Here is a 23621-nt window from a genome sequence, read left to right as displayed (position 1 = left end):
GTCATGCCGCGCACCTTCACGCTCTTCACCGGTCAGTGGGCCGATCTTCCGCTGGAGGAGGTCTGCCGTCTGGCCCGCGACTTCGGTTACGACGGTCTCGAACTCGCCTGCTGGGGCGATCACTTCGAGGTCGACAAGGCCCTGTCCGATCCCTCGTATCTCGATGCGCGGCATCAGCTGCTGGAGAAGTACGGCCTGAAGTGCTGGGCGATCTCCAACCACCTGACCGGGCAGGCGGTCTGCGACGCCATCATCGACGAGCGCCATCAGGCGATCCTGCCCGGCGCGGTGTGGGGCGACGGTGAGCCGGAAGGGGTGCGGCAGCGGGCGGCGGAGCGGATGAAGGACACCGCCAGGGCCGCGGCCGCTTTCGGTGTGGACACCGTCATCGGCTTCACCGGTTCGGCGATCTGGCATCTGGTGGCGATGTTCCCGCCCGCGCCCGAGTCGATGATCGAGCGCGGTTACGAGGACTTCGCGCAGCGCTGGAACCCGATCCTGGACGTCTTCGACGCCGAAGGCGTCCGCTTCGCCCACGAGGTCCACCCCAGCGAGATCGCCTACGACTACTGGACCACCCAGCGCGCCTTGAAGGCGGTCGGGCACCGCCCGGCCTTCGGCCTGAACTTCGACCCCTCGCACTTCGTGTGGCAGGACCTGGACCCGGTCGGTTTCCTCTACGACTTCCGGGACCGGATCTACCACGTCGACTGCAAGGAGGCCCGCAAGCGCCTCGACGGCCGCAATGGCCGCCTGGGCTCCCACCTGCCCTGGGGCGACCCGCGCCGCGGCTGGGACTTCGTCTCCGCCGGCCACGGCGACGTCCCCTGGGAGGACGTCTTCCGGATGCTGCGCTCCATCGACTACCAGGGGCCGATCTCGGTGGAGTGGGAGGACGCGGGCATGGACCGCCTCCAGGGCGCCCCGGAGGCACTGGCCCGCCTGAAGGCCTACGACTTCGACCCCCCGTCGGCCTCCTTCGACGCCGCCTTCGGCAACTGACGCCGACACCACTGTCATCACCGGCCGAGGAGGGGAGGGGAGCACGCGATGCGATCAACGGCCCGACCCGCGACGGTCGTCACGGGTACGAGCCCGCTCCTCGGTTGCGTGTCGATCCGGGTGCGGGGCGAGCGCCTCTGCCTGTGGCGGCACGTCCGGATCGAGGAACTGCCCGTCCAGGGCCACTGAGCGACGGTGGGCGAGGGACGCCGGACCCCCGCCCACCGTCTTCCACCCCCTCCGGGGGAGCACCGGGGTTCCGCTCACGACAAGGAGGCTGCCCATGACCGTGTCCCGTTCTGGATCCCGAGTCGGAGTGTGGCTGATCGGAGCGCGTGGCTCCGTCGCCACCACGGTGGTCGCGGGCTGTGCCGCGGTCTCCGCGGGGCTGCGTCCGCCGACGGGCATGGTCACGGCAACCCCGCCCTTCGCCTCCTCGGGGCTGCCCCCGCTGCCCTCCCTCGTCTTCGGCGGCCACGACACCGTGGACTGCCCGCTGCCCAAGCGCGCGGAGGAGCTGGCGGCGGGGGGCGTGCTCCCGCCCGGCCTCCCGACCGCCGTATCCTCCGAACTCGCCGCCGCGGAAAGGGAGATCAGGCCCGGCGGCCCCCTCCCCGGCGACACCCGGGACCCGGACGCGCTGATCACCGCCTTCGCCGCCGACATCCAGGACTTCGTACGACGGCTCGGTCTGTCCCGCGCGGTCGTGGTGAACGTGGCCTCCACCGAACCCGCACCGACGGACCGGGACCTCCCGCCCAGTGCCCTGTACGCGGCGGCGGCCCTGCGCGCCGGCTGTCCCTACGTCAACTTCACCCCGTCCACGGGCCTGCACCACCCCGCCCTCGCCACCACCGCCGCCGAGTCCGGGCTCCCGTACGCCGGGCGGGACGGCAAGACCGGCCAGACCCTGCTCCGGGCGGCACTGGCCCCAATGTTCACCCAACGCGCCCTCGCCGTACGCGCCTGGTCCGGCACCAACCTGCTGGGCGGCGGCGACGGAGCGGCGCTGGCCGACCCGGCCGCGGCCGCGGCGAAGAACGCGGGCAAGGAGCGCGTCCTGGCCGACACCCTCGCCACCCCTCCCGAGGGCCAGGTCCACATCGACGACGTCCCCGCCCTCGGCGACTGGAAGACCGCCTGGGACCACGTGGCCTTCGACGGCTTCCTCGGCACGCGGATGATCCTCCAGACGATCTGGCAGGGCTGCGACTCCGCGCTGGCCGCCCCCCTGGTCCTGGACCTGGCCCGCCTGACGGCCCGGGCCCACGAGACCGGCCTGTCCGGCCCGCTCACGGAACTCGGCTTCTTCTTCAAGGACCCACTGGGGGAGGGCCCCGCGGCTCTGGCGGAGCAGTACACGGAACTGGTCGGGTTCGCGGGACGCCTGGGGGCGGGGCAGAAGCGGTGAGAGGGGCGCGGGACTTCCCGCCCGTCCTCGCGGCCTCCTCCGGTACCGGTCACCAGGGCCTGACCGGCGTGGAAGCGCCCCGCCATTCCCACGCCGGCGAACTTTGCCTCCCGTTCCCCCTTGAGGCAGCCCCCACAGTCCCCGCAGTGACCGAGTCCCCCCACCCCGGCGATCCCTCCGCCACCCCCGAAGGGAGCACCCCATGACCCACCCCCGCCCCACGACGGACACCCCGACAACGGGCAACCAGGCCACCCAGGGCCCCCGGCCCACGGACGATGCTCGCCGCGCCACCGGGGTTGGCCGCACCGACGGTCCCGGTCCCACCAACGGGGGCGACCCCACCGACGGTGCTCACCCCGCCGAGGGGAGCCAGCCCACCGACGGGGGTCCCCCCACTGACCGGGGCCAACCTACCGACGGGGGTCACTCCACCGCCGGTGCTCACTCCCCCGACGGGGGCCAGCCCGCCGAGGGCGGCCAACCCGCCGAGGGCGGCCAGCCCACCACCGATGGTCACCCCACCGAGGGGCCTGCCCCCCTCCCCCTCCCCCCACCCCCCACCCTCCACGCCCACCTCTCCACCCACCTCGGCGGAGCTGCTCGTGCCTGGCTGGATCAGGCTCTCGACGAGGCCGCTGCCCATCCCGGCGCCCACGGGCCCATCTCCGTATGGGAGTTGCGCCTGGCCGAGGCCGGGCGGCGTTGCGGCTCCGCGTACGCCGACGCCGTCCGCGTCCTCATCCTGCACACGGTCCGGGCCGACGCCGCCGCCCTCACCCGCGTCTACTACCAGGGCACCGGTGCCGAGCGCCGCGCCGTGCTGCACGCCCTGCCCCACCTCGTGCCGGGCCCGGACGCCCTCCCGCTGATCGAGGACGCCCTGCGCACCAACGACACCGGGCTCCTCGCCGCCGCCGTCGGCCCGTACGCCGCCCGGCACCTCGACGCCCACCAGTGGCGGCACGCCGTGCTGAAGTGTCTGTTCACCGGCGTGTCCGTCAGCGCGGTGGCCGACCTGGAGCGCCGCGCCCGCGCCGACGCCGAACTCGCCCGCATGCTCGCGGACTACGCCGCCGAACGCACCGCCGCCGGCCGCCCCGTGCCCGAGGACCTGTACCGCCTCCTGGCCCTGGCCGAGTCCGGCCCCGCACCCTCACCGCACGGCTCGGCCCACCCCCACGGCGCCCACCCCCACGGCGCCCACCCCCACGGCAAGGAGTCCTGATGCGCATCTTCGACCCCCACATCCATATGACGTCCAGGACCACCGACGACTACGAGGCCATGCACGCCGCGGGCGTCCGTGCCGTCGTCGAACCCTCCTTCTGGCTGGGTCAGCCCCGCACCTCCCCGGCCGCCTTTCTCGACTACTTCGACTCCCTCCTCGGCTGGGAACCCTTCCGCGCCGCCCAGTACGGCATCGCCCACCACTGCACGCTCGCCCTCAACCCCAAGGAGGCGAACGACCCCCGCTGCGTGCCCGTCCTCGACGAACTGCCCCGCTATCTCGTCAAGGACCAGGTCGTGGCCGTCGGCGAGATCGGCTACGACTCGATGACCCCCGCCGAGGACACCGCCCTCGCCGCCCAGCTCCAGCTCGCCGCCGATCACGACCTGCCCGCCCTCGTGCACACCCCGCACCGCGACAAGGCGGCCGGACTGCGCCGCACCCTCGACGTCGTCCGGGAGTCCGCACTGCCCCCGGACCGCGTCCTGGTCGACCACCTGAACGAGACCACCGTCAAGGAGGCCAAGGACAGCGGCTGCTGGCTCGGCTTCTCCGTCTATCCCGACACCAAGATGGACGAGGAACGGATGGTCGCCGTCCTCCGTGCCTACGGCCCCGAACAGGTACTGGTGAACTCCGCCGCGGACTGGGGCCGCAGCGACCCCCTCAAGACCCGCGGGGTCGGCGACCTGATGCTGGCCGAGGGCTTCACCGAGGACGAGGTCGACCGGGTCCTGTGGCGCAACCCCGTCGCCTTCTACGGGCTCAGCGGCCGGCTGAACCTGGACGTCACGGCCACCGACGCCACCCACGAGGGCAACTCGATCCTCCGCGGCGGGGCGTGACCCATGCGTTTCCGCCACCCCGACGGCTCCACCGTCCACCTCGCCTACTGCACCAACGTCCACCCCGCCGAGACCCTCGACGGCGTCCTCGCCCAGCTCCGGGACCACTGCGAACCCGTCCGCCGCCGGCTCGGCCGCGACCGCCTCGGCATCGGCCTGTGGCTCGCCCGTGACGCCGCTCACGCCCTGGTCACCGACCCGTCCGCGCTGCGCGGCCTGCGCTGCGAGCTGGACCGCCGAGGCCTCGAGGTCGTCACCCTCAACGGCTTCCCCTATGAGGGGTTCGGCGCCGAAGAGGTCAAGTACCGCGTCTACCGGCCCGACTGGACCGACCCCGAACGCCTCGACCACACCACCGCCCTGGCCCGCGTCCTCACCCGGCTGCTCCCCGACGACGTCGACGAGGGCAGCATCTCCACCCTCCCGTTCGCCTGGCGCACCCGGCCCACCGACACGGCCCACGACGCGCTGCGCACCCTCGGCGAACGGCTCGACGCGCTGGCGGAACTCACCGGCCGCTCCCTGCGCATCGGCCTGGAACCGGAACCCGGCTGCGTCATCGAGACCACCGGTGACGCCATCGCCCCGCTCACCGCGATCGACCACCCCCGCATCGGCATCTGCGTCGACACCTGCCACCTCGCCACCTCCTTCGAAGACCCGCACACCGCCCTGGACGCCCTCGTCGCGTCCGGGGTGCCTGTCGTGAAGTCTCAGCTCTCGGCGGCCCTGCACGCCGAGCACCCCCACCTCCCCGAGGTCCGCGACGCCCTCGCCGCCTTCGACGAGCCCCGCTTCCTGCACCAGACCCGCACCCGCACCGCCGCCGGGCTGCGCGGCACCGACGACCTCGGCGAGGCCCTCGGCGGCCGGGCGATCCCCGACGGGGCGCCCTGGCGTGCCCACTTCCACGTCCCGCTGCACGCGGCCCCCGCCGCGCCCCTCACCTCCACGCTTCCCGTCCTGAAGGCCGCCCTCGCCCGGCTGGTCGGCGGCCCGCACCCGCTCGCCCGCCATCTGGAGGTCGAGACCTACACCTGGCAGGCCCTCCCACGCGCCCTGCGCCCCGCCACCCGGGCCCAGCTCGCCGACGGCATCGCCGCCGAACTCACCCTGGCCCGGGACCTGCTGACGGACCTCGGCCTCAAGGAGCTCCCATGAGCACGAGCACCCCACGGACCGCGCCGGGCACCGGCCCCACCCCGCTCCTCGTGCTCGACGTCGTCGGCCTCACCCCCCGTCCCCTCGACCACATGCCCCACCTCAAGCGGCTCGCCCAGTCCGGCTCCCGTGCCGCGCTCGGCACCGTCCTGCCCGCCGTCACCTGCGCCGCCCAGTCCACTTTCCTCACCGGTGCCCACCCTTCCGAGCACGGGATCGTCGGCAACGGCTGGTACTTCCGCGAACTCGGCGACGTCCTGCTCTGGGCGCTGGAGGTCGTAGTCGAGGTGAGGGAGGTAGCACAGGGTCAGATCCGGGTGCCGGGTCCGGATGATGTGGCGGGTCGCGTCGATGATCCACTGGCTGGAGACGAGGTCGGCGCCGGGTCCCCAGAAGTGGAAGAGGGGGAAGGTGCCGAACTTCTCGGTGAGTTCGTCGTGGAGGGCTGGGGGCCGGGTGTAGCAGTCGGGTTCCTTGCGGCCGTCGGCGTAGTAGACCGGGCGGGGGGTGACGGTGAGGTCGGTGTCTTCGGCCCCGACGACCCGCGCTCCCTGCGAGCGGCCGCCGACCTGGACACGGCCCTGACCCCGCTCCTGGACGACGCCCGCGCGGAAGGCCGTACCGTCGTCGCCCTGTCCGAGTACGGCATCACCCGCGTCAGCCGCCCCGTCGACATCAACCGCGCCCTGCGCCGGGCCGGACTCCTCGAAGTCCACACCCAGGACGGCATGGAATACCTCGACCCGATGACCTCCCGCGCCTTCGCCGTCGCCGACCACCAGATCGCGCACGTCTACGTCCGCCGCCCGGAAGACCTCGACGCCACCCGCGCAGCGCTGGACGGACTGCCCGGACTCGGTCAACTCCTCGACGACGAGGGCAAGAAGGCACACCATCTCGACCATCCACGCTCCGGCGAACTCGTCGCGGTCGCGGAACCGGATGCCTGGTTCACGTACGACTACTGGCTCGACGACACCCGCGCGCCCGACTTCGCGCGACTGGTCGAGATCCACCGCAAACCCGGCTACGACCCGGTCGAACTGTTCATGGACCCGCTCGACCCCTACGTCAAGGTCAAGACGGCGACCGCGCTGGCGCGCAAGAAGCTCGGCATGCGTTGCCGCATGGCGGTCGTGCCGCTGGATCCCTCGCCTATTCGCGGCAGCCACGGCCGCCTTCCGGCGAGCGACGACGACGGTCCGCTCCTCATCTGCTCCACCCCCCGAGCTGTCGGCGACCGCCTCGCGGCCACCGATGTGAAGTCACTGCTGCTCCGACTCGCCGGTCTCACCTGAGGGATGAACCCCTCAGGTCCGACTGGTCCCAAGTGAAGCACTCACCACTGACAACGGCCTGTGATCACGAGGAGTTCCCGCATGAGCCGCACTCACCGGACCGATCCCGACCTCACCCACCGCCTCAGCCGGCGCGGCATGCTCGGCGTCGCCGCGGGCGCCACCGCCGCCGCCCTGCTGGGCGCCGCGGCCCCCGCCACGGCCGCCACCGGCGCCGCCCCTTCTGCGGCGGGCCGCGGCCGTCCCGTCCTGCCGCCCGGCCGGCTCGGCATCCAGCTCTACAGCCTGCGCGACAAGGTCTCCACCCTGGGCTTCGCCGCCGTCTTCGCCGAACTGGAGAAGTACGGCTACGACGAGGTCGAGTTCGCCGGTTACAGCCAGGGCTCGGCGGGCCCGATCACCCTCGCCCAGCTCAAGCGGCTGGCCCGGAACCACGGCCTGAACCCCATCGGCAGCCACGTCGGCTACTACTCCGACGACCCGAACGCCTACACCTTCGCCCAGAACCTCACCAAGGTCCTCGACGACGCCCAGGCCCTCGGCCTCAAGCACATCGGCACCGCCTCGAACCCGTTCCGCTACGGCTCGACCGTCGACGCCTGGAAGCGCGCCGCCGAGGACTTCAACACCTACGGCGCGGCGGCCCGGGCGCGCGGCATGAAGTTCTACCAGCACAACCACTCCGAGGAGTTCTCCTTCGCCACCGACAACCCCAGGGTCCGCCTCTACGACGTCCTGCTCGCCGAGACCGACCCCGATCTCGTGTACCTGGAGATGGACATCTACTGGGCGTACTCGGGCCAGTTCCGCTTCTCCAAGCGGCCCGACGGCACACCCGCGCCCTTCGACCCGCTCGACTACGTCCTCAAGCAGCCGCACCGCTACCCGCTGTTCCATGTGAAGGACGGAGTCAGCGACCCGGCGAACACCTACGGCTACCGCATGGTCGACGTCGGCGACGGCGACATCGACTACCAGCGGTTCATCTCCGGGGTGACCCGGCTGCGCGGCCAACGGCTCGCCCATCACTGGCAGGCAGAGCACGACAACCCGGCCGAGTCCTTCACCTTCGCCCGGCGGTCCAGCGAGCACCTGCACTCGCTGCGCGAGGACTGCTGACGGCCGTACCGGCATGAGAAGGCCCTCCCCACCGCGGGGAGGGCCTTCTCAGGAGGACCTGCCGTCATGTCACCCCGTCTCGTCGCCGAGCGGCTGTGGATTGGGCACGATGCGCTTGTCCTTGTCGCGGCCCGGCGGGGACAGGAACAGGGCCATGAATCCGGCGAACAACGAGATGGAACCGGCCAGGATGAAGGCACCGGAGTGCCCCCACGCGCCGACGACCACGGCACCCATGCCCGCACCCAGACCGGAGACGAGCTTGGCGCTGTAGACCATGCCGTAGTTGGACGCGTTGTTGTTCTCGCCGAAGTAGTCGGCGGTGAGCGCGGCGAACATCGGGAAGATGGCACCGCCGCCGAATCCGGAGATGGACGAGAAGATCAGGAACAGCGGAAGGTTCTTCATCTCGGCCGACCAGAGGATGCCGTACTGGGACAGGCCCAGGATCACGCAGACCACCAGCAGGCAGCGCTTGCGGCCGTAGAGGTCGGAGAGCCAGCCGATGACACCGCGGCCGGTGCCGTTGACGATCGCCTTCAGGGACATGGCCGTGGCCACGACGCCGCCCGCGAACCCCGCTTCCTCGCCGATGTCCACCTGGAAGGCGATGCCGAAGATGTTCACGCCGGACGTGCAGGCCAGACAGAACCACATCAGAGCCACCCGGCCGGTCTTCCATGCCTCCCGGGGTGTGTACTGGTGGACCGCCGGCGGGTTCATCCGCATCGAGCGGGCCGCGCGGGGGTCCTTCGGCGGGTTGAGCGGGTCGATCGCGGCGGGCCACCAGTTCTTCGGCGGGTCCTTGAAGAAGTAACCGGCGACCCCGACCATGCCGGCGAGCAGGAGACCCACCGAGACCAGCACCCAGCGGAAGTTGGTCAGGTCCATGTAGCCGTTGAAGAGGAAGACGAAGGGCACCGAGCCGTAGGCGAAACCGCCGTTGACGAAGCCGGTCTTGCCGCCCTTGCGCTCCGGATACCACTTGCCGACCATGTTGACGCAGGTGGCGTAGACCATGCCCGCGCCCATGCCGCTGAACATGCTGAAGCCGATGTACGCGAAGACGACATGCGGCGCGAAGGCCAGCGACAGATAGCCCAGCAGGGTGCCCACCGCGCCGAGCAGCATCGCCCAGCGGGCCGGGAGTCTGCCGCTCTCACGCAGCTTGCCCGCGGGGAAGGCCACCGCGGCCTGGAAGAAGACCCAGACGGTCATCATCCAGAAGATGTGCATGCTGTTCCATTGGTGCGCGGTGTGCAGGGTGTCCTCGGCGGACGCGAACGCGTACTCCGCGGAGGAGATGCCCATCATGCCGATCCACGGCAGGATCACCATCCACTTGCGCTTGCGCCCCATGATGTCGATGTCGGACTCGCCCACCCGGTAGACGCGTCCGTTCTTGTCGGTCACCTCCCGGTAGGCGGCGACCTGAGGAACGTCGGTGGTTGTCACGGCTCGTTGCACCCCTTGCGTCGAAAGATCTGGCCAGCGCCCCCTGTCCCATGCCTTTCGTGCGCGTACGGGTCCTGGAGCCGGCCGACGCGCACCGTCGGCCGGCCCCGTGCCCCCTCACCTCATGAGCCGCCCCCCAACAGGCCCGCCGCTCTCGCCCAGCGGTACTTCGCGCCGAGCACGGCCACCGGCTTCTCGGTGGTGTACGGGTAGGCCACGACCCCGCGCTCGTAGAGGTACTGGCAGGCCTCCTCGACCTCGACGTCCCCCGCGAGCGACGCCACCACCGGCTTCTCGATCCCGCGCGCGCGGAACTCGGCCACCACGCGCGCGGTGAGCTCGGCGAAGACCATGGGGGGCGTGACGATGGTGTGCCAGTAGCCGAGGACCAGCGCGTGGATGCGCGGATCCTCCAGACCGAGCCGGATCGTCGCCTCGTACGTCGACGGCGGCTCGCCCCCGGTGATGTCGATCGGGTTGCCCGCGGCCCCGAAGGGCGGGATGAACTTCCGGAACGCCTCGTCCAGGTCGGACGGGATGTCCATGAGGGTCAGGCCGTTGTCGGTGACCGCGTCGGACAGCAGCACCCCGCTGCCGCCGGCCCCGGTGATGATCACGATGTTGTCGCCCTGGGGGGCGGGCAGCACCGGCAACGCGCGCGCGTACTCCAGCATGTCGTTCAGACCGGGCGCCCGGATGACCCCGGCCTGCCGCAGGATGTCGTCGTACACGGCGTCGTCGCCCGCGAGTGCCCCGGTGTGCGACCCGGCCGCCCGGGCTCCGGCGGCGGTCCGGCCGGCCTTGAGCACCACGACAGGCTTCTTCGGTACGGTCGCCCGAGCGGCTTCCACGAAGGCCCGCCCGTCCTTGAGGTCCTCCAGGTGCATGGCGATGCACTCGGTGTGCGGGTCCTCACCGAACCAGGTCAGCAGGTCGTCCTCGTCAAGGTCCGACTTGTTGCCGAGACCGACGATCGCCGACACGCCCGTCTTCGTGGTGCGGGCGAAGCCCAGGATGGCCATGCCGATGCCCCCGGACTGGGAGGTCAGGGCCACCCCGCCCTTGACGTCGTAGGGCGTGCAGAAGGTGGCGCACAGGTCGTGCCACGTCGAGTAGTAGCCGTAGATGTTCGGTCCGAGCAGGCGGACGCCGTGCCGTTCGGCGATGGCCACGATCTCGGCCTGGAGTTCGTGTTCCCCGGTCTCGGCGAATCCGGAGGGGATCAGCACGGCGTTGGGGATCTTCTTGCGTCCCACCTCCTCCAGGGCCGAGGCCACGAACCTGGCGGGGATCGCGAAGACCGCCACATCCACCTCGCCGGGGACGTCCGTGACACTCTTGTACGCCTTGCGGCCCAGAATGTCATCGGCCTTGGGATTCACCGGATGGATCTCCCCGGCGAAGCCTCCGTCGACGAGGTTGCGCATCACCGAATTGCCGATCTTCCCCGGTTCGTTGGAGGCGCCGATCACGGCGACCGAGGAGGGCTGCATCAGCCGGCGCATCGAGGTGAGGATCTCCTCGCGCGTGTACGTCCGGCGCGGCGGCGGCTGGTGCTCCGCGAGGATCACCCGGATGTCGGCGGCGACCGCGCCGTCCGCGGTGGCGATCACCGGGTTGAGGTCCACCTCGGCGATCTCGGGGAAGTCGGCGACCAGTTGGGACACCCGGCGGATCTGCTCCGCGATCGCCCACCGGTCCACGGCCGCCTGGCCGCGCACCCCGCGCAGGATCTCCGCCGACCGGATCGAGTCCAGCATCGACAGTGCCTCGTCCGCGTCCAGGGGCGCGAGTCGGAAGGTGACGTCCTTGAGGACCTCGACCAGCACCCCGCCGAGCCCGAAGGCGACGATTTTCCCGAACGTCGGATCCGTCACGGCGCCGACGATGACCTCCTGCCCCTTGGCCAGCAGTTCCTGGATCTGGACGCCCTCGATGCGGGCGGACGCGTCGTAGGCCCGCGCGTTGTCGACGATGGTGCGGAACGCCGCCCGGACGTCGGCGGCGCCCTCGACGCCGACGATCACTCCGCCGGCGTCGGTCTTGTGCAGGATGTCCGGAGAGACGATCTTCATCACCACGGGCCCGGCGAAGCGCGCCGCGTACGCCACCGCTTCCTCGACGTCGGTGGCGAGCTCCTCCCCGGGTACGGCGATGCCGTACGCGTCGGCGATCACCTTGCCCTCGGGCGCGGTCAGCGCGGTGCGTCCCTCGGCCCGCACGGAGTCCAGGAGCGTGCGCACCCTCAGAGCCCGGTCTTCGGCCATCACGTCAGATCACTCCGTTCGACTTGAGTAGGCGCAGCTCCTCGTCGCCGAGACCGAGCTCGCCGATGAAGACCTCTTCGTTGTGCTGGCCGAGCAGGGGTGAACCGGTCACCTCCACCGGGGAGTCGGACAGCTTCAGCGGACTGCCGACGGTCACGAACTCGCCGCGCTCGGGGTGCGGCACGGTGACGACCATCTCGTTGTCGACCAGGGAGGCGTCTTCGATGATCTCCTTGGTGGACAGGATCGGACCGCACGGGATGTTGTGCGCGTTGAGCCGTTCCAGCACCTCCCACTTGGGCAGGGTCGAGGACCACTCCTCGATCAGCTGGAACATCTTGGTCAGCTGGGGCAGCCGGGCCTCGGGCGTCGCCCACTCGGGGTCCTCGGCCAGTTCCGGCCGGCCGATGAGCTCGGTGATCGGCCGCCAGCCGACGGGCTGCACGATGACGTACACGTAGTCGTTCGGGCCGCCCGGCGCGCACTTGACCGCCCAGCCCGGCTGGCCGCCGCCGGAAGCGTTTCCGGAGCGGGGAACCTCCGTGCCGAAGTCCTCGTTGGGATATTCAGCGAGTGGGCCATGGGTCAGGCGCTGCTGGTCGCGCAGCTTCACCCGGCAGAGGTTGAGCACCGCGTGCTGCATGGCCACGTTCACCCGCTGACCACGCCCGGTGGTCTCGCGCTGGAAGAGCGCCGCGAGAATCCCGGCCACCGCGTGGACGCCCGTGCCCGAGTCCCCGATCTGGGCCCCCGTCGCCAGCGGCGGCCCGTCCTCGAAGCCGGTGGTCGACATCGACCCGCCCATGGCCTGCGCGACGACCTCGTACGCCTTGAAGTTGGTGTACGGGCCCTCGCCGAACCCCTTGATGGAGGCATAGACGATCCGTGGATTGATCTCCTGGATGCGCTCCCAGGTGAAGCCCATCCGGTCGACCGCGCCCGGACCGAAGTTCTCGACCATGACGTCGGAGCGCCGGATCAGCTCGGTGAGGAGCTCCTTGCCGCGCTCGGTCTTGGTGTTCAGGGTGATGCTGCGCTTGTTGCAGTTGAGCATCGTGAAGTAGAGCGAGTCGACGCCGGGGAGGTCGCGCAGCTGCTTGCGCGTGATGTCACCGGTCGGCGCCTCCAGCTTGACGACGTCCGCGCCGAGCCAGGCGAGCAGCTGGGTCGCGGAGGGCCCGGACTGGACGTGCGTCATGTCCAGGACGCGGATGCCTTCGAGTGCCTTGGTCGGCGTTCCTGTCATGGGAGCCACCTCACTTGTACATCGTCTGGTTCATGGTTCCGGGGGCGTACGCGTCCGGGTCGACCCAGACGTTGATCAGCGAGGGCTTCCCGGACTCGCGGGCGCGCCGCAGCGCGGGGCCGATGTCGGCGGGGTCGCGGACCTCCTCGCCGTAACCGCCCAGCATCTGCGCGAACTTGTCGTAGTGGACGTCGCCGAGGGTGTTGCCGACGCGCTCGCGGGCCTCGCCGTACTTGGCCTTCTGGCCGTAACGGATCTGGTTCATCGAGGAGTTGTTGCCGACGATGCCGACGAAGGGGAGGTCGTAGCGGACGAGGGTCTCGAAGTCCCAGCCGGTGAGGGAGAAGGCGCCGTCGCCGAAGAGGGCGACCACCTCCTTGTCCGGGCGGGCCTGCTTGGCCGCGAGGACGAAGGGGACGCCGACGCCGAGGGTGCCGAGCGGCCCGGGGTCCATCCAGTGGCCGGGCGACTTGGGCTGCACGACCTGCCCGGAGAAGGTGACGATGTCGCCGCCGTCGCCGATGTAGATGGAGTCCTCGGTGAGGAAGTCGTTGATCTCGCTCACCAGCCGGTAGGGGTGGATGGGGGAGGCGTCCGAGCGCAGGTGCGGCAGCCGCTTGTCGAGCGCGGTCTGTTCGGCCGAGCGCAGCTCGTCCAGCCACTCCTTGCGTTGGGAGGCGCCGCCGTTCAGGCGCCCGGACGCGGCCTCGGTGACCGCCTTGAGCACCAGTCCGGCGTCGCCGACGATGCCCAGGTCGATGTCGCGGTTCTTGCCGACGGTCCGGTAGTCGAGGTCGATCTGCACGACGGTCGCGTCCGGCGACAGCCGCTTGCCGTAGCCCATGCGGAAGTCGAAGGGCGTACCGACGATGACGATGACGTCGGCACCCGAGAAGGCGTACCGGCGGGAGAGCTGGAAGTGGTGCGGGTCGCCGGGCGGCAGGGTGCCGCGGCCGGCGCCGTTCATGTAGGCGGGGATGTTGAGGGTGCGGACCAGTTCGATGGCGGACTCGGTGCCGCGGGTGGTCCATACCTGGCTGCCCAGCAGGATCGCGGGCTTCTCGGCGTGCACGAGGAGGTCGGCGAGCTTCTCGATCGCCTCGGGGTCGCCGGCGGAGCGGGTCGAGGCGCGGTAGGCGCCGGGCCGGGGTACGCGGGCCTTGGCGGCCGGCACCTTGGCGTCGAGGACGTCCCGCGGGATCTCCAGGAAGGAGGGCCCGGGCGCGCCGTGGTAGCACTCGCGGAACGCCATGGACACCATGTCCGCCGCGCGTGCCGTGTCCGGTACGGCCGCCGCGAACTTGGTGATCGGGGTCATCATGTCGACGTGCGGCAGGTCCTGGAGGGACCCCATCTTGTGCTGGGTGAGCGCCCCCTGGCCGCCGATCAGCAGCATCGGGGACTCGGCTCGGAAGGCGTTGGCGACGCCGGTGACCGCGTCGGTCGTACCGGGCCCCGCGGTGACGACGGCGCAGCCGGGCTTGCCGGTGATGCGGGCGTACCCGTCGGCGGCGTGTGCGGCGACCTGCTCGTGGCGTACGTCGACGACCTCGATGCCCTCGTCGACGCAGCCGTCGTAGATGTCGATGATGTGGCCGCCGCACAGGGTGTAGATGCGGTCGACGCCCTCGGCCTTGAGGGCCTTGGCTACGAGATGACCACCGGAAATGACGTCCTGGGTGTCGTCGGGCATGGCGAAGTCCTGTCCCTTCGTAGGGGGTTGGAACGCTCTCGCGGTACATTGCATACAGTCGACGAATACTGTATGAAGCTTGTTATCCCGCATCCGGTGGGTGGTGTCCAGGGGGCGTGCGGCACTTTTGAGTCAGGAGCCGGTATGGACCTGTACGAGCACCAGGCAAGGCAACTCTTCGAGGAATACGGCATCTTGGTGCCGAGGGCCGAGGTCACGGACTGCGCGAAGGAGGCGCGCGAGATCGCTCGCCGGCTCGGCGGCCGTGTCGTCGTCAAGGCCCAGGTGAAGACCGGCGGGCGCGGCAAGGCGGGCGGAGTGAAGCTCGCCGCCGACCCGGCCGCCGCGGAACTCACGGCCCGCCAGATCCTCGGCATGGACATCAAGGGCCACCGCGTCGGCACGGTGATGCTGGCCCAACCCGTGGACATCGAGACGGAGTTCTACGTCTCCTACGTCCTCGACCGCGCGGCCGGCCGCTTCCTCGCCATCGCCTCCGCCGAAGGAGGAATGGAGATCGAGGAGGTCGCCGCCACCAGACCGGAAGCGGTGGCCCGCGTCCACATCGACCCGGCCGAGGGCGTCACCTCGGCGAAGGCGGGCGAGATCGCCGCGGCGGCCGGACTCCCGGCGCAAACCGTCGACGTCCTGGTACGGCTGTGGGAGGTGCTGGTCAGCGAGGACGCCGTACTCGTCGAGGTGAACCCTCTCGTCCGCACACGACAGGGCCGGATCCTCGCCCTCGACGGCAAGGTGACCCTCGACGACAACGCCGGTTTCCGACAGGCACGTTGGGGCGCCGAGGCGGAGGCGCACGCCGATCCGCTGGAGGCGGCCGCCGCCGCCAAGGGCCTCAACTACGTCAAACTGGACGGCGAGGTCGGCATCATCGGCAACGGCGCCGGTCTGGTGATGTCGACGCTCGACGTGGTCGCAGGCTGCGGCGCCCGCCCCGCCGACTTCCTCGACATCGGCGGCGGCGCCTCGGCCCGGATCATGGCCGACGGGCTCTCGGTGATCCTTTCCGACCCGTCCGTGAAGTCGGTGCTCGTCAACGTCCTCGGCGGCATCACCGCCTGCGACGCGGTCGCCGACGGCATCGTCAAGGCCCTGGACGAGGTGCGGCTGACCAAGCCGCTCGTCGTTCGCCTCGACGGCAACAACGCGGCACGCGGCCGCGCCATTCTCGACGAGCACGCCCATCCGCTGGTCGAGCAGGCCACCACCATGGACGGCGCCGCCGCCCGGGCCGCCCGACTCGCCACCTCGGCCTAAGGAGACGGGACACCATGGCGATCTACCTCACCCAGGAGAGCAAGATCCTCGTCCAGGGCATGACCGGCGGCGAGGGCATGAAGCACACCCGGCGCATGCTCGCGGCCGGCACCGATGTCGTCGGCGGCGTCAACCCCCGCAAGGCGGGCCGCACCGTCGACTTCGACGACCGTGCCGTCCCCGTCTTCGGCTCGGTCGCCGAGGGCATGGCGGAGACCGGCGCGGACGTCACCGTCGTCTTCGTGCCGCCCGCCTTCGTCAAGTCGGCCGTCACCGAGGCCGCCGACGCCGGCATCGGACTCGCGGTCGTCATCACCGAGGGCATCCCGGTGCACGACTCCGTCGCCTTCACCACGTACGCGCAGCGCAAGGGAACCCGGATCATCGGCCCCAACTGCCCGGGGCTGATCACCCCCGGGCAGTCCAACGCGGGCATCATCCCCGCCGACATCACCAAGCAGGGCCGCATCGGCCTGGTCTCCAAGTCGGGCACGCTCACCTACCAACTCATGTACGAACTGCGCGACATCGGCTTCTCGACCTGCGTGGGCATCGGCGGCGACCCGGTGATCGGGACGACCCACATCGACTGCCTCGCCGCCTTCCAGGAGGACCCCGACACCGACATCATCGTCCTCATCGGGGAGATCGGCGGCGACGCCGAGGAACGCGCGGCCGCGTACATCCGCGACCACGTCACCAAGCCCGTCGTCGGCTACATCGCCGGATTCACCGCCCCCGAGGGCAAGACCATGGGCCACGCCGGCGCCATCGTCTCCGGCTCCTCCGGTACGGCGGCGGCGAAGAAGCGGGCCCTGGAGGCGGCCGGAGTGCGGGTGGGGAACACCCCGACGGAGACCGCGAAGCTCGTGCTCGCACGGCTCGATGAGCAGCGTTAGTCCAGACCTTCGCCCCACCCGCCCCCGACCGTGCACCGAGAGCGGAGCAACCCCATGGCAACCACCCTCACCCTCAAATCCGGCACCTCCTGGCCCGACGCCTGGCAGCGCTGTCTCGCCGTCGCCCCCGAGGCCTTCCGGGACGACCGCGTCCTCAACCTCTGGGCCGGCACCTGGCAGGCCGACGGCCGGGCTCTGCCCGCCACCAGCCCCGTCGACGGAAGCCCCATCGCGGGCCCGCCCCGCCTGGACCGGGCCACCGCCCACCGGGCCGTACGCGCCGCGCTCGACCAGCACCGCGCCTGGCGGCACCTTCCCCTCGACGAGCGCCGCGCCCGCGTCGCCGCCACCCTCGACTCCCTCACCCAGCACCGCGAACTCCTCGCCCTGCTGCTGGTCTGGGAGATCGGCAAGCCCTGGCGGCTCGCGCAGGCCGACGTCGACCGGGCCATCGACGGGGTCCGCTGGTACGTCGACGGCATCGAGCCGATGCTCGCCGGGCGGACCCCGCTGGACGGCCCGGTTTCCAACATCGCGAGCTGGAACTACCCGATGAGCGTGCTCGTTCACGCAGTACTGGTTCAGGCACTGGCAGGCAACGCGGTCATCGCCAAGACCCCGACCGACGGCGGCGTCGCCTGTCTCACCCTGGCCTCGGCGCTCGCCGCCCGCGAGGGGATACCCGTCACCCTCGTCAGCGGCAGCGGGAGCGAGCTGTCCCAGGCGCTGGTGCGGGCGCCCGAGATCGGCTGCGTCTCCTTCGTCGGCGGCCGCGACACCGGCGCCGCGGTGGCCACGGCCGTCGCCGACCTCGGCAAACGACATGTACTCGAACAGGAGGGACTCAACACCTGGGGCATCTGGAACTACACGGACTGGGACGCGCTGACGGCGGTCGTGCCCAAGCTCTTCGACTACGGCAAACAGCGCTGCACGGCGTACCCGCGCTTCGTCGTCCAACGCACGCTGTTCGACGAGTTCCTGGCGGCGTACCTCCCCGCGGTGCGCACGCTCAGGGTGGGCCATCCGCTGGCCGTCGAGCACCCCGACGACCCGTACCCGGCGCTGGACTTCGGGCCGGTGATCAACGCGGCCAAGGCCAAGGAGCTGCACGACCAGGTCGCCGAGGCCGTCGACCGGGGCGCCGTGCCCCTGCATCGCGGCAGTCTGACCGACGCCCGCTTCCTGCCCGGCCAGGACACCTCGGCGTACGTCCAGCCCGTCACGCTGCTCAACCCGCCGCCGTCCTCGCCACTGCACCACGCGGAGCCGTTCGGGCCGGTCGACACCATCGTCCTGGTCGACACCGAGGCCGAGCTGCTGGCCGCGATGAACGCCTCCAACGGCGCCTTGGTCGCCACGCTGTCCACGGACGACCGGTCGGCGTACGAGCGCCTCGCCCCGCAGATCCGGGCCTTCAAGGTCGGCCACGGCACGCCCCGCTCGCGCGGCGACCGTGACGAGCTGTTCGGCGGCTTCGGGGCGTCCTGGCGGGGCGCCTTCGTCGGCGGCGACCTACTGGTCCGCGCGGTGACGCACGGCCCCGCGGGGGAGCGGCTGCCGGGGAACTTCCCGGAGTACCACCTCATGCCGTGAGCGACGGCGGGGAGCGGACGCGGCCTGCGGTGCGGGACAGCAGGCCGTGAGCACCGGCGGGCCGTGAGCGTCGGCGGGTCGTGGGGGTCGGGTCTGCGGTGACGGTGGCCTGTTGCGGGATGGGCGCGGCCTGCGTGTGGGATGGCGGTTCGGGAGCGTTGGCAGGCCGTGAGGGTCGGGCCGCGTCGGGGATGGCGGGGCGTGAGGGTCGGCCTCGGGGAGGGCCCGGCTGCGGTGAGGGTGGGCCTGTGGTGACGTAGATCCGCTGTGGGGTGGGCGCGGCCTGCGTCGGGGATGGCGGGTGCGCGTCGCCCTGGGGGAGGGGCAGGCTGCGGTGAGGGTCGGCCTGCGGTGACGGTGGCCTGCTGTGGGGTGGGCGCGGTCTGGGACAGCAGGTCGTAAAGGTTCGGGCTGTGGGGGGGGCAGGGCGTGGGCGTCGGCAGGCCGCGTGCCTCGGCCTGGGTGCGGGTTGGCCTGCGGCCAGAAGGTGCGGCGCGTGAGGGTTGGCGGGCCGTTGCGGTCTGCTGGGAGTGGGTGCCGGGCGGTCGCCTGGCGTGGTTGGGCGGCAGGACCCCTCGGGTATCGGGTCGGTGGATGACCGGGTCCGGGCGGAAGTTGATCGCTACAGTCGGCGCATGGTCCGTGACGAACCTCCCGCGTCCCCCGAGCCGCGGCCCGACGCTCGCCAGGACACCCGTCTCGGTCACCTCCTCCGGCTCGCGCAGACCAAGCTGGCCCGGGCATCCGCTCAGGCGCTGGCCCCGTACGGGGTGGACCGGCACGAGTTGGCGGTGCTCGCGGTGCTGTCCGGCGCGCGGCCGCTGTCGCAGGTGGAGGCGGCGGGCCGGCTGGGCGTCGACCGCACCACCATGGTGGCGTTGATCGACGGCCTGGAGGACCACGGCCTCGTCGCCCGGCGGCGCAGCACCCAGGACCGGCGCAAGAACATCGTCGAGCTCACCGCCGCGGGCGAGGAGTGCTACCGGCAGGCCGAGCTGGCCCGCCGCTCGGCCGAGCGCAGCTTCCTGGCCCCGCTGGACGAGCGGACGGCCGCCACGCTGCTCCGTGCGCTGCACCAGCTGACCTGGGAGGACCGCACCACGGACAGCCCAGGGTGAGCAGGAGATCGCTCCTGGTGAAACCTTCCGCCGGAAGCTCCGCCGACCCCCTCCGCCGACCCCCTCCACCCGGCAGATATGCACGTGAAGGCCACTCCGAAAGCTTGGTATTGTTGTCCCTGTCGCCGCCGGGAACACCCCCGGCAAGGCGGCAGACACCTGGTCCGGGTGGCGGAATGGCAGACGCGCTAGCTTGAGGTGCTAGTGCCCTTTATCGGGCGTGGGGGTTCAAGTCCCCCCTCGGACACATCCCAGCTTGTGCGGGTCGAGATTTCTCGGCCCGCACAAGCTGTTTTCGCACCCCGCACCCCGCACCCCGGCCGGCGGCTACGGCACCCCGAGCTCGAACAGCACATACCCCGCGTACGACCCGGACGCCACCGCCGCGATGCCGAGGGGCCAGCACATCATCAGGGGGCTGAGGCGACGCAGGGCGAAGGCGAGCGGGAGGTAAAGGGGGAACGCCGGCAGCAGGTAGCGGGAGACGTTGGCGAAGATCTGCTGGCTGCCGAGGATCAGGGCCAGCGTGAGGACCGTGTACACCACGAGCGGCGCCGGGGGACGATGGCGCAGCAGCAGGCCGAGCATCGTGACGGCGAGCAGGACGGTGCCCACCCCGACGACGTCCGCGAAGGGGTAGGCGAAGAGATAGTCGAAGTGGCCCACCGGGAGGGACGTGAGGACGTCCAGGGTCTGTGCGCCGTAGTCGAAGGTGTGCGCCCAGGCGCCGTCCTGGAGCTTGAAGTAGCCGCCGTAGTCGCCCATGCGGTGTCCGACCCAGGCCAGATAGCCGAACAGTCCGAGCGGTGCCACCGCCAGCGCGAGCAGGGGGCGTACGACGCCCTCGTCCTGCCGATGGCGGTGCAGGGCCAGCGCGACGGCGACGCCGAGGGCCGCGATCAGGGCCCCGGCGGTGGGGCGGTTGAGGCCCGCGAGGAAGGTGAGAAGGCCCGCGGTGAGCCAGGCGCGGCTCAGCATGGCGTGGCAGGACCAGGCGGCGAGGGCGACGTAGAGGGAGTCGGAGTAGACCGCCCACTCCACCCCGGAGCCGGGCCACACCGCCCACAGCCCGGCCGCGGCCAGGCCCGCCCGGCGTCCGCCGAGGTGTGCGGCGACCGTGTGGATGCCGAGGGCCGCCGCGAAGGACGCGAGGACGGAGACGAGCAGGCCCGCGCCGTAGGACCCCAGGCCGGTCGTCTCGGAGACCAGGCGCATCAAGGCGGGGTAGAGGGGGAAGAAGGCGGCCGAGTTGCCTTCCAGGGTGATCATTCCGGTGGCGCCGGGGACCGGGACGAGGGCGGGGTCGTAGCCGTGTTCGGCGATCTGCCGGTACCACCAGCCGTCCCAGGTGGCGAGCACGTCCCAGGGGTGTGCGCCGCCGCCGAAGCGGGGGTTCTTCTCGCGGAAGTCGCCCGCGGCGTGCAGCAGGGACAGGAAGACGGTGAAGCCGATCAGCTTCAGGGTGCCGTAGAGGGCGAGGACGGGACCGTAGCGGGCGGCGGCCTCGCGCAGCGGGTGGCGTGGCGGGACCGGTTCGGTGAGGCGGGCGTTCCAGGTCGGCCGGGTGTCGGTGGTGGCGTTCATCGGGTCCCCTTGCCGAACACCCAGGCGCGCAGGAGGAGGAACCGCAGCAGGGTCGTGGTGAGGTTGGCGGCGACGAGCACGGCGAGTTCCGTGCGCGGCGAGGCGCCGGGTGCCGCCAGGTGCAGGGCGGCGAGCGCTCCGGAGGTGAGCGTCAGACCCAGGACGAAGACCAGCAGCCCGCGCGCCTGGTGCCGGAGCGCCCCGCCCGGGCCGCGAACGCCGAAGGTGAACCGCCGGTTCGCGGCCGTGTTCGCCACGGCGCACACCAGGAGCGCCAGCGCGTTGGCGGCCTGCGCCCCGGTCGCCGGGCGCAGGGCCGCGTAGAGCAGCAGATGGGCGAGGGTGCTGAGGGCGCCGACCAGGGCGAAGCGCAGGAGTTGGGGGAGCAGCCTGGGGGGCGAGGTGGCGGAGGGCAGTCCGCCGCGGGCGAGGGCCGTGCCGATCCGGACGATCCCGCGCAGGTCGGCGAGGGCGGTGGGGAGGAGGTCGACGCGGCTGTCCGGGTCGTCCACCCAGTCGACCGGCACCTCATGGATGCGCAGTCCGGCCCGTTCGGCGATCACCAGCAGCTCGGTGTCGAAGAACCACTCCTCGTCCCGCACCAACGGCACCAGCCGCTCGGCGACTTCGCGCCGTACCGCCTTGAACCCGCACTGCGCGTCGGAGAACCCGACCGCGAGGGTGGAGCGGAGCAGGGTGTTGTAGCCGCGGGAGATGAACTCCCTTTTGGGGCCCCGGACCACGCGTGATCCGGGCGCCAGTCTGGTCCCGATGGCGAGGTCCGAGTGGCCCGAGATGAGCGGCGCGACCAGGGGCAGCAGCGCGGTCAGTCCGGTCGACAGATCGACATCGACGTACGCCAGGACCGGTGCCGGCGACCGTGACCAGGCCGCCCGCAGCGCCCGCCCCCGCCCCTTCTCCTCCAGCCGCAGCCACTGCGCCTCCGGCAGTTCGCGGGCGAGGCGGGCGGCGATGCGAGGGGTGGCGTCGGTGCTGGCGTTGTCGGCGACGGTGATCCGGAACGGATACGGGAAGCCCGCGCGCAGATGGGCGTGGAGCCGCCGCACGCTCTGCTCCAGACCCGCCTCCTCGTTGAAGACGGGGACGACGAGGTCGAGAACGGGGGCGAGGAGGTCGACGTCCATGGGGCCCCGGGTCATGAGCTGCTCCCGCTGTTTCGTCACGGTCTGTCCTTGTCTGTGCTGTGCCACAGGGCATGCCGAGGGCAGCCGGGGCGGGGTGTTCAGGAGGCGCGGGGCGCGGTCAGGGGGTGGCGGAGGTCTCCGGCGGCGGGGCCGAGGCCGGTTCGGTGGTGGAGGCCGGCGGCGAGGTGAGCGCGGAGATGTCGGGCGTGGACGTCGGCGGCTCGGACGACGTGGGTGTCGAGGTGGTGGCGTCCGTGGTGGTGGTCGACGGTGGCCGCGTCGTCGGCGTCGAGGTGGCGGTGTCCGGGGGCGTGGACATCGGTGACGTGCTCGGCGGCGCGGGCGTCGAGGAGGGGGAGGGGGCCGGAGGCGAGGTGGTCGGGCTGATCGTGGGCGCGGGGCGCGGCGAGCTGGGTTCGACGTGCTGTGCTCCGCCCGGCCGCAGCACCAGGGCGAGCGCGACCGCGGCCACCGCGAGCACCGACCCGGCGGCGTTACGGGCCGCCCGCAGCCGGCGCCGGGTCCGCACCGCCTCGTGGAGCCGCTCCCGCTGCCGGGCCTCCAGGGGGGTGTACTCCGCGGAGGAGCGCATCAGATGGGCGAGTTGCTCTTCGAAGTGGTCCATGGCTCCTCCTTCACCCGACCGGTTCGATGACGTCGGACAGGAGCCGCCGCAGCCGGGCGACTCCACGGGAGGCGTGCGAGCGGGCGGTGCCGACGGGGCAGCCCAGCACGTCGGCGACCTGCCGGTCGGGCAGGTCCTGGTAGTAGCGCAGCACCACGGCGGTCCGCTGATCAGGGGTCAACTGCGCGAGCGCGGCTTCGAGCCGGGACCGCTCGGCGACGGCGGCGGACACATCGCCCGGCAGCGCGGTCTCGGGCACCTGCTCGACGGGCCGCTCGCCCCACCACCGCCGCCGGGCCGACCGCGCGGCGGCGCGTGCCATGACCTTGCGGACGTAGGCCTCGGGGGCCTCCTCGCCGACCTTCGCCCAGACGAACCAGAGCTTGACCAGGGACTCCTGCAGCAGGTCCTCGGCGCGGTGCCGGTCCCCTCCGGTCAGCAGGCGCGCGAGATGGAGCAGCCCCGACCACCGGGCCGCCACAAAGTCGTCGAACTCACCCTCTCGAGCCCGTTGCATCCACACGTCCCTGCTGTCGCCAGTCACCTACACCTGTGAGAAGGCCCTGGCGCCCCTGGGGCGCTGCACTTGGGTCAGGTGATCTGGGCCACATCCGGCACGGAAACGCCACGGGGCCGGTAACTTCTCGGCAG

19 protein-coding genes, 1 tRNA gene and 1 pseudogene are annotated in these 23621 nt (G+C 71.5%); 13 read left to right on the top strand and 8 right to left on the bottom strand.

Features of this window, described 5'->3' with window-relative positions; translation table 11 throughout:
- The first annotated feature begins 3 nt into the window (after positions 1–3).
- The 8 genes and pseudogenes from ACWD11_RS28410 to ACWD11_RS28375 all read left to right on the top strand — a co-directional run bounded on the left by ACWD11_RS28410 (position 4) and on the right by ACWD11_RS28375 (position 8067).
- The gene (locus ACWD11_RS28410; protein ID WP_451286376.1) at positions 4–1002 is read left to right on the top strand and encodes a sugar phosphate isomerase/epimerase family protein; all 999 of its coding nucleotides are present in this window, start codon (positions 4–6) and stop codon (positions 1000–1002) included.
- 48 nt (positions 1003–1050) lie between these two features.
- A complete protein-coding gene (locus tag ACWD11_RS28405; protein WP_451286374.1) occupies positions 1051–1191 on the top strand; it encodes a hypothetical protein in 141 nt (46 codons plus the stop codon).
- A 94-nt stretch (positions 1192–1285) separates the two neighbouring features.
- Positions 1286–2413: an inositol-3-phosphate synthase gene (locus ACWD11_RS28400; RefSeq protein WP_389421146.1), complete on the top strand. Its 1128-nt coding sequence runs from the start codon at positions 1286–1288 to the stop codon at positions 2411–2413.
- A 553-nt stretch (positions 2414–2966) separates the two neighbouring features.
- Positions 2967–3641, top strand: a pseudogene (locus ACWD11_RS28395) (EboA domain-containing protein); the annotation flags it as partial.
- Positions 3641–4489, top strand: coding sequence for a TatD family hydrolase (locus tag ACWD11_RS28390; protein WP_389421147.1), 849 nt, complete (start codon positions 3641–3643; stop codon positions 4487–4489). The pseudogene ACWD11_RS28395 and the gene ACWD11_RS28390, both read left to right, overlap by 1 nt.
- A gap of 3 nt (positions 4490–4492) precedes the next feature.
- The gene (gene eboE / locus ACWD11_RS28385; protein WP_451286372.1) at positions 4493–5650 is read left to right on the top strand and encodes a metabolite traffic protein EboE; all 1158 of its coding nucleotides are present in this window, start codon (positions 4493–4495) and stop codon (positions 5648–5650) included.
- The gene (locus tag ACWD11_RS28380; protein ID WP_451286370.1) at positions 5647–6948 is read left to right on the top strand and encodes an alkaline phosphatase family protein; all 1302 of its coding nucleotides are present in this window, start codon (positions 5647–5649) and stop codon (positions 6946–6948) included. The genes eboE and ACWD11_RS28380 overlap by 4 nt, the downstream gene beginning before the upstream one ends.
- Positions 6949–7029: 81 nt before the next feature.
- The gene (locus ACWD11_RS28375) at positions 7030–8067 is read left to right on the top strand and encodes a sugar phosphate isomerase/epimerase family protein (protein WP_389421150.1); all 1038 of its coding nucleotides are present in this window, start codon (positions 7030–7032) and stop codon (positions 8065–8067) included.
- A gap of 69 nt (positions 8068–8136) precedes the next feature.
- Here ACWD11_RS28375 and ACWD11_RS28370 read toward each other — a convergent pair whose 3' ends face one another.
- From ACWD11_RS28370 to ACWD11_RS28355, 4 genes are all read right to left on the bottom strand, one after another.
- The gene (locus ACWD11_RS28370) at positions 8137–9522 is read right to left on the bottom strand and encodes an OFA family MFS transporter (RefSeq protein ID WP_389421151.1); all 1386 of its coding nucleotides are present in this window, start codon (positions 9520–9522) and stop codon (positions 8137–8139) included.
- A 122-nt stretch (positions 9523–9644) separates the two neighbouring features.
- The gene (locus ACWD11_RS28365; RefSeq protein WP_451286367.1) at positions 9645–11789 is read right to left on the bottom strand and encodes an acetate--CoA ligase family protein; all 2145 of its coding nucleotides are present in this window, start codon (positions 11787–11789) and stop codon (positions 9645–9647) included.
- 4 nt (positions 11790–11793) lie between these two features.
- Positions 11794–13035: a formyl-CoA transferase gene (gene frc, locus ACWD11_RS28360; RefSeq protein ID WP_389421153.1), complete on the bottom strand. Its 1242-nt coding sequence runs from the start codon at positions 13033–13035 to the stop codon at positions 11794–11796.
- Positions 13036–13045: 10 nt separating this feature from the next.
- Positions 13046–14728 carry a thiamine pyrophosphate-binding protein gene (locus ACWD11_RS28355; RefSeq protein ID WP_389421154.1) on the bottom strand — a complete coding sequence of 561 codons (1683 nt, stop codon included), beginning with the start codon at positions 14726–14728 and terminating at the stop codon, positions 13046–13048.
- Between the two features lie 144 nt (positions 14729–14872).
- On the opposite strand from ACWD11_RS28355, the gene sucC reads away from it, so the two are divergent.
- From sucC to ACWD11_RS28330, 5 genes are all read left to right on the top strand, one after another.
- Positions 14873–16003: an ADP-forming succinate--CoA ligase subunit beta gene (gene sucC / locus ACWD11_RS28350; RefSeq protein WP_451286365.1), complete on the top strand. Its 1131-nt coding sequence runs from the start codon at positions 14873–14875 to the stop codon at positions 16001–16003.
- 14 nt (positions 16004–16017) lie between these two features.
- A complete protein-coding gene (sucD, locus tag ACWD11_RS28345; protein WP_451286363.1) occupies positions 16018–16902 on the top strand; it encodes a succinate--CoA ligase subunit alpha in 885 nt (294 codons plus the stop codon).
- A gap of 54 nt (positions 16903–16956) precedes the next feature.
- Entirely contained in the window at positions 16957–18498 is a 1542-nt protein-coding gene (locus ACWD11_RS28340) for an aldehyde dehydrogenase family protein (protein ID WP_451286361.1), read from the top strand.
- Positions 18499–19133: 635 nt separating this feature from the next.
- Positions 19134–19616 carry a MarR family winged helix-turn-helix transcriptional regulator gene (locus tag ACWD11_RS28335; RefSeq protein ID WP_451286359.1) on the top strand — a complete coding sequence of 161 codons (483 nt, stop codon included), beginning with the start codon at positions 19134–19136 and terminating at the stop codon, positions 19614–19616.
- Positions 19617–19778: 162 nt separating this feature from the next.
- Positions 19779–19863 (top strand) — tRNA-Leu (locus tag ACWD11_RS28330).
- Positions 19864–19943: 80 nt separating this feature from the next.
- Here ACWD11_RS28330 and ACWD11_RS28325 read toward each other — a convergent pair.
- The 4 genes from ACWD11_RS28325 to ACWD11_RS28310 all read right to left on the bottom strand — a co-directional run bounded on the left by ACWD11_RS28325 (position 19944) and on the right by ACWD11_RS28310 (position 23487).
- A complete protein-coding gene (locus ACWD11_RS28325) occupies positions 19944–21200 on the bottom strand; it encodes a hypothetical protein (RefSeq protein WP_389421159.1) in 1257 nt (418 codons plus the stop codon).
- Complete coding sequence (locus tag ACWD11_RS28320; protein ID WP_451286501.1) at positions 21197–22360, bottom strand: glycosyltransferase; 1164 nt, start codon at positions 22358–22360, stop codon at positions 21197–21199. The genes ACWD11_RS28325 and ACWD11_RS28320 overlap by 4 nt, the downstream gene beginning before the upstream one ends.
- 103 nt (positions 22361–22463) lie before the next feature.
- A complete protein-coding gene (locus ACWD11_RS28315) occupies positions 22464–22970 on the bottom strand; it encodes a hypothetical protein (RefSeq protein WP_389421160.1) in 507 nt (168 codons plus the stop codon).
- A 10-nt stretch (positions 22971–22980) separates the two neighbouring features.
- The gene (locus ACWD11_RS28310; RefSeq protein ID WP_389421161.1) at positions 22981–23487 is read right to left on the bottom strand and encodes a SigE family RNA polymerase sigma factor; all 507 of its coding nucleotides are present in this window, start codon (positions 23485–23487) and stop codon (positions 22981–22983) included.
- Positions 23488–23621: the final 134 nt, after the last annotated feature.

This window comes from Streptomyces sp. NPDC002776, from assembly GCF_053592195.1.
This window is presented reverse-complemented; position numbering and strand designations above follow the sequence as displayed.

What these genes read in the sequence shown, in the direction of transcription:
- ACWD11_RS28410 (WP_451286376.1), top strand. Translation starts at nt 4, where the DNA reads ATGCCGCGCACCTTCACGCTCTTCACCGGTCAGTGGGCCGATCTTCCG.
- ACWD11_RS28405 (WP_451286374.1), top strand. Translation starts at nt 1,051, where the DNA reads ATGCGATCAACGGCCCGACCCGCGACGGTCGTCACGGGTACGAGCCCG.
- ACWD11_RS28400 (WP_389421146.1), top strand. Translation starts at nt 1,286, where the DNA reads ATGACCGTGTCCCGTTCTGGATCCCGAGTCGGAGTGTGGCTGATCGGA.
- ACWD11_RS28390 (WP_389421147.1), top strand. Translation starts at nt 3,641, where the DNA reads ATGCGCATCTTCGACCCCCACATCCATATGACGTCCAGGACCACCGAC.
- eboE (WP_451286372.1), top strand. Translation starts at nt 4,493, where the DNA reads ATGCGTTTCCGCCACCCCGACGGCTCCACCGTCCACCTCGCCTACTGC.
- ACWD11_RS28380 (WP_451286370.1), top strand. Translation starts at nt 5,647, where the DNA reads ATGAGCACGAGCACCCCACGGACCGCGCCGGGCACCGGCCCCACCCCG.
- ACWD11_RS28375 (WP_389421150.1), top strand. Translation starts at nt 7,030, where the DNA reads ATGAGCCGCACTCACCGGACCGATCCCGACCTCACCCACCGCCTCAGC.
- ACWD11_RS28365 (WP_451286367.1), bottom strand. Translation starts at nt 11,789, where the DNA reads ATGGCCGAAGACCGGGCTCTGAGGGTGCGCACGCTCCTGGACTCCGTG.
- frc (WP_389421153.1), bottom strand. Translation starts at nt 13,035, where the DNA reads ATGACAGGAACGCCGACCAAGGCACTCGAAGGCATCCGCGTCCTGGAC.
- ACWD11_RS28355 (WP_389421154.1), bottom strand. Translation starts at nt 14,728, where the DNA reads ATGCCCGACGACACCCAGGACGTCATTTCCGGTGGTCATCTCGTAGCC.
- sucC (WP_451286365.1), top strand. Translation starts at nt 14,873, where the DNA reads ATGGACCTGTACGAGCACCAGGCAAGGCAACTCTTCGAGGAATACGGC.
- sucD (WP_451286363.1), top strand. Translation starts at nt 16,018, where the DNA reads ATGGCGATCTACCTCACCCAGGAGAGCAAGATCCTCGTCCAGGGCATG.
- ACWD11_RS28340 (WP_451286361.1), top strand. Translation starts at nt 16,957, where the DNA reads ATGGCAACCACCCTCACCCTCAAATCCGGCACCTCCTGGCCCGACGCC.
- ACWD11_RS28335 (WP_451286359.1), top strand. Translation starts at nt 19,134, where the DNA reads ATGGTCCGTGACGAACCTCCCGCGTCCCCCGAGCCGCGGCCCGACGCT.
- ACWD11_RS28325 (WP_389421159.1), bottom strand. Translation starts at nt 21,200, where the DNA reads ATGAACGCCACCACCGACACCCGGCCGACCTGGAACGCCCGCCTCACC.
- ACWD11_RS28320 (WP_451286501.1), bottom strand. Translation starts at nt 22,360, where the DNA reads ATGACCCGGGGCCCCATGGACGTCGACCTCCTCGCCCCCGTTCTCGAC.
- ACWD11_RS28315 (WP_389421160.1), bottom strand. Translation starts at nt 22,970, where the DNA reads ATGGACCACTTCGAAGAGCAACTCGCCCATCTGATGCGCTCCTCCGCG.
- ACWD11_RS28310 (WP_389421161.1), bottom strand. Translation starts at nt 23,487, where the DNA reads ATGCAACGGGCTCGAGAGGGTGAGTTCGACGACTTTGTGGCGGCCCGG.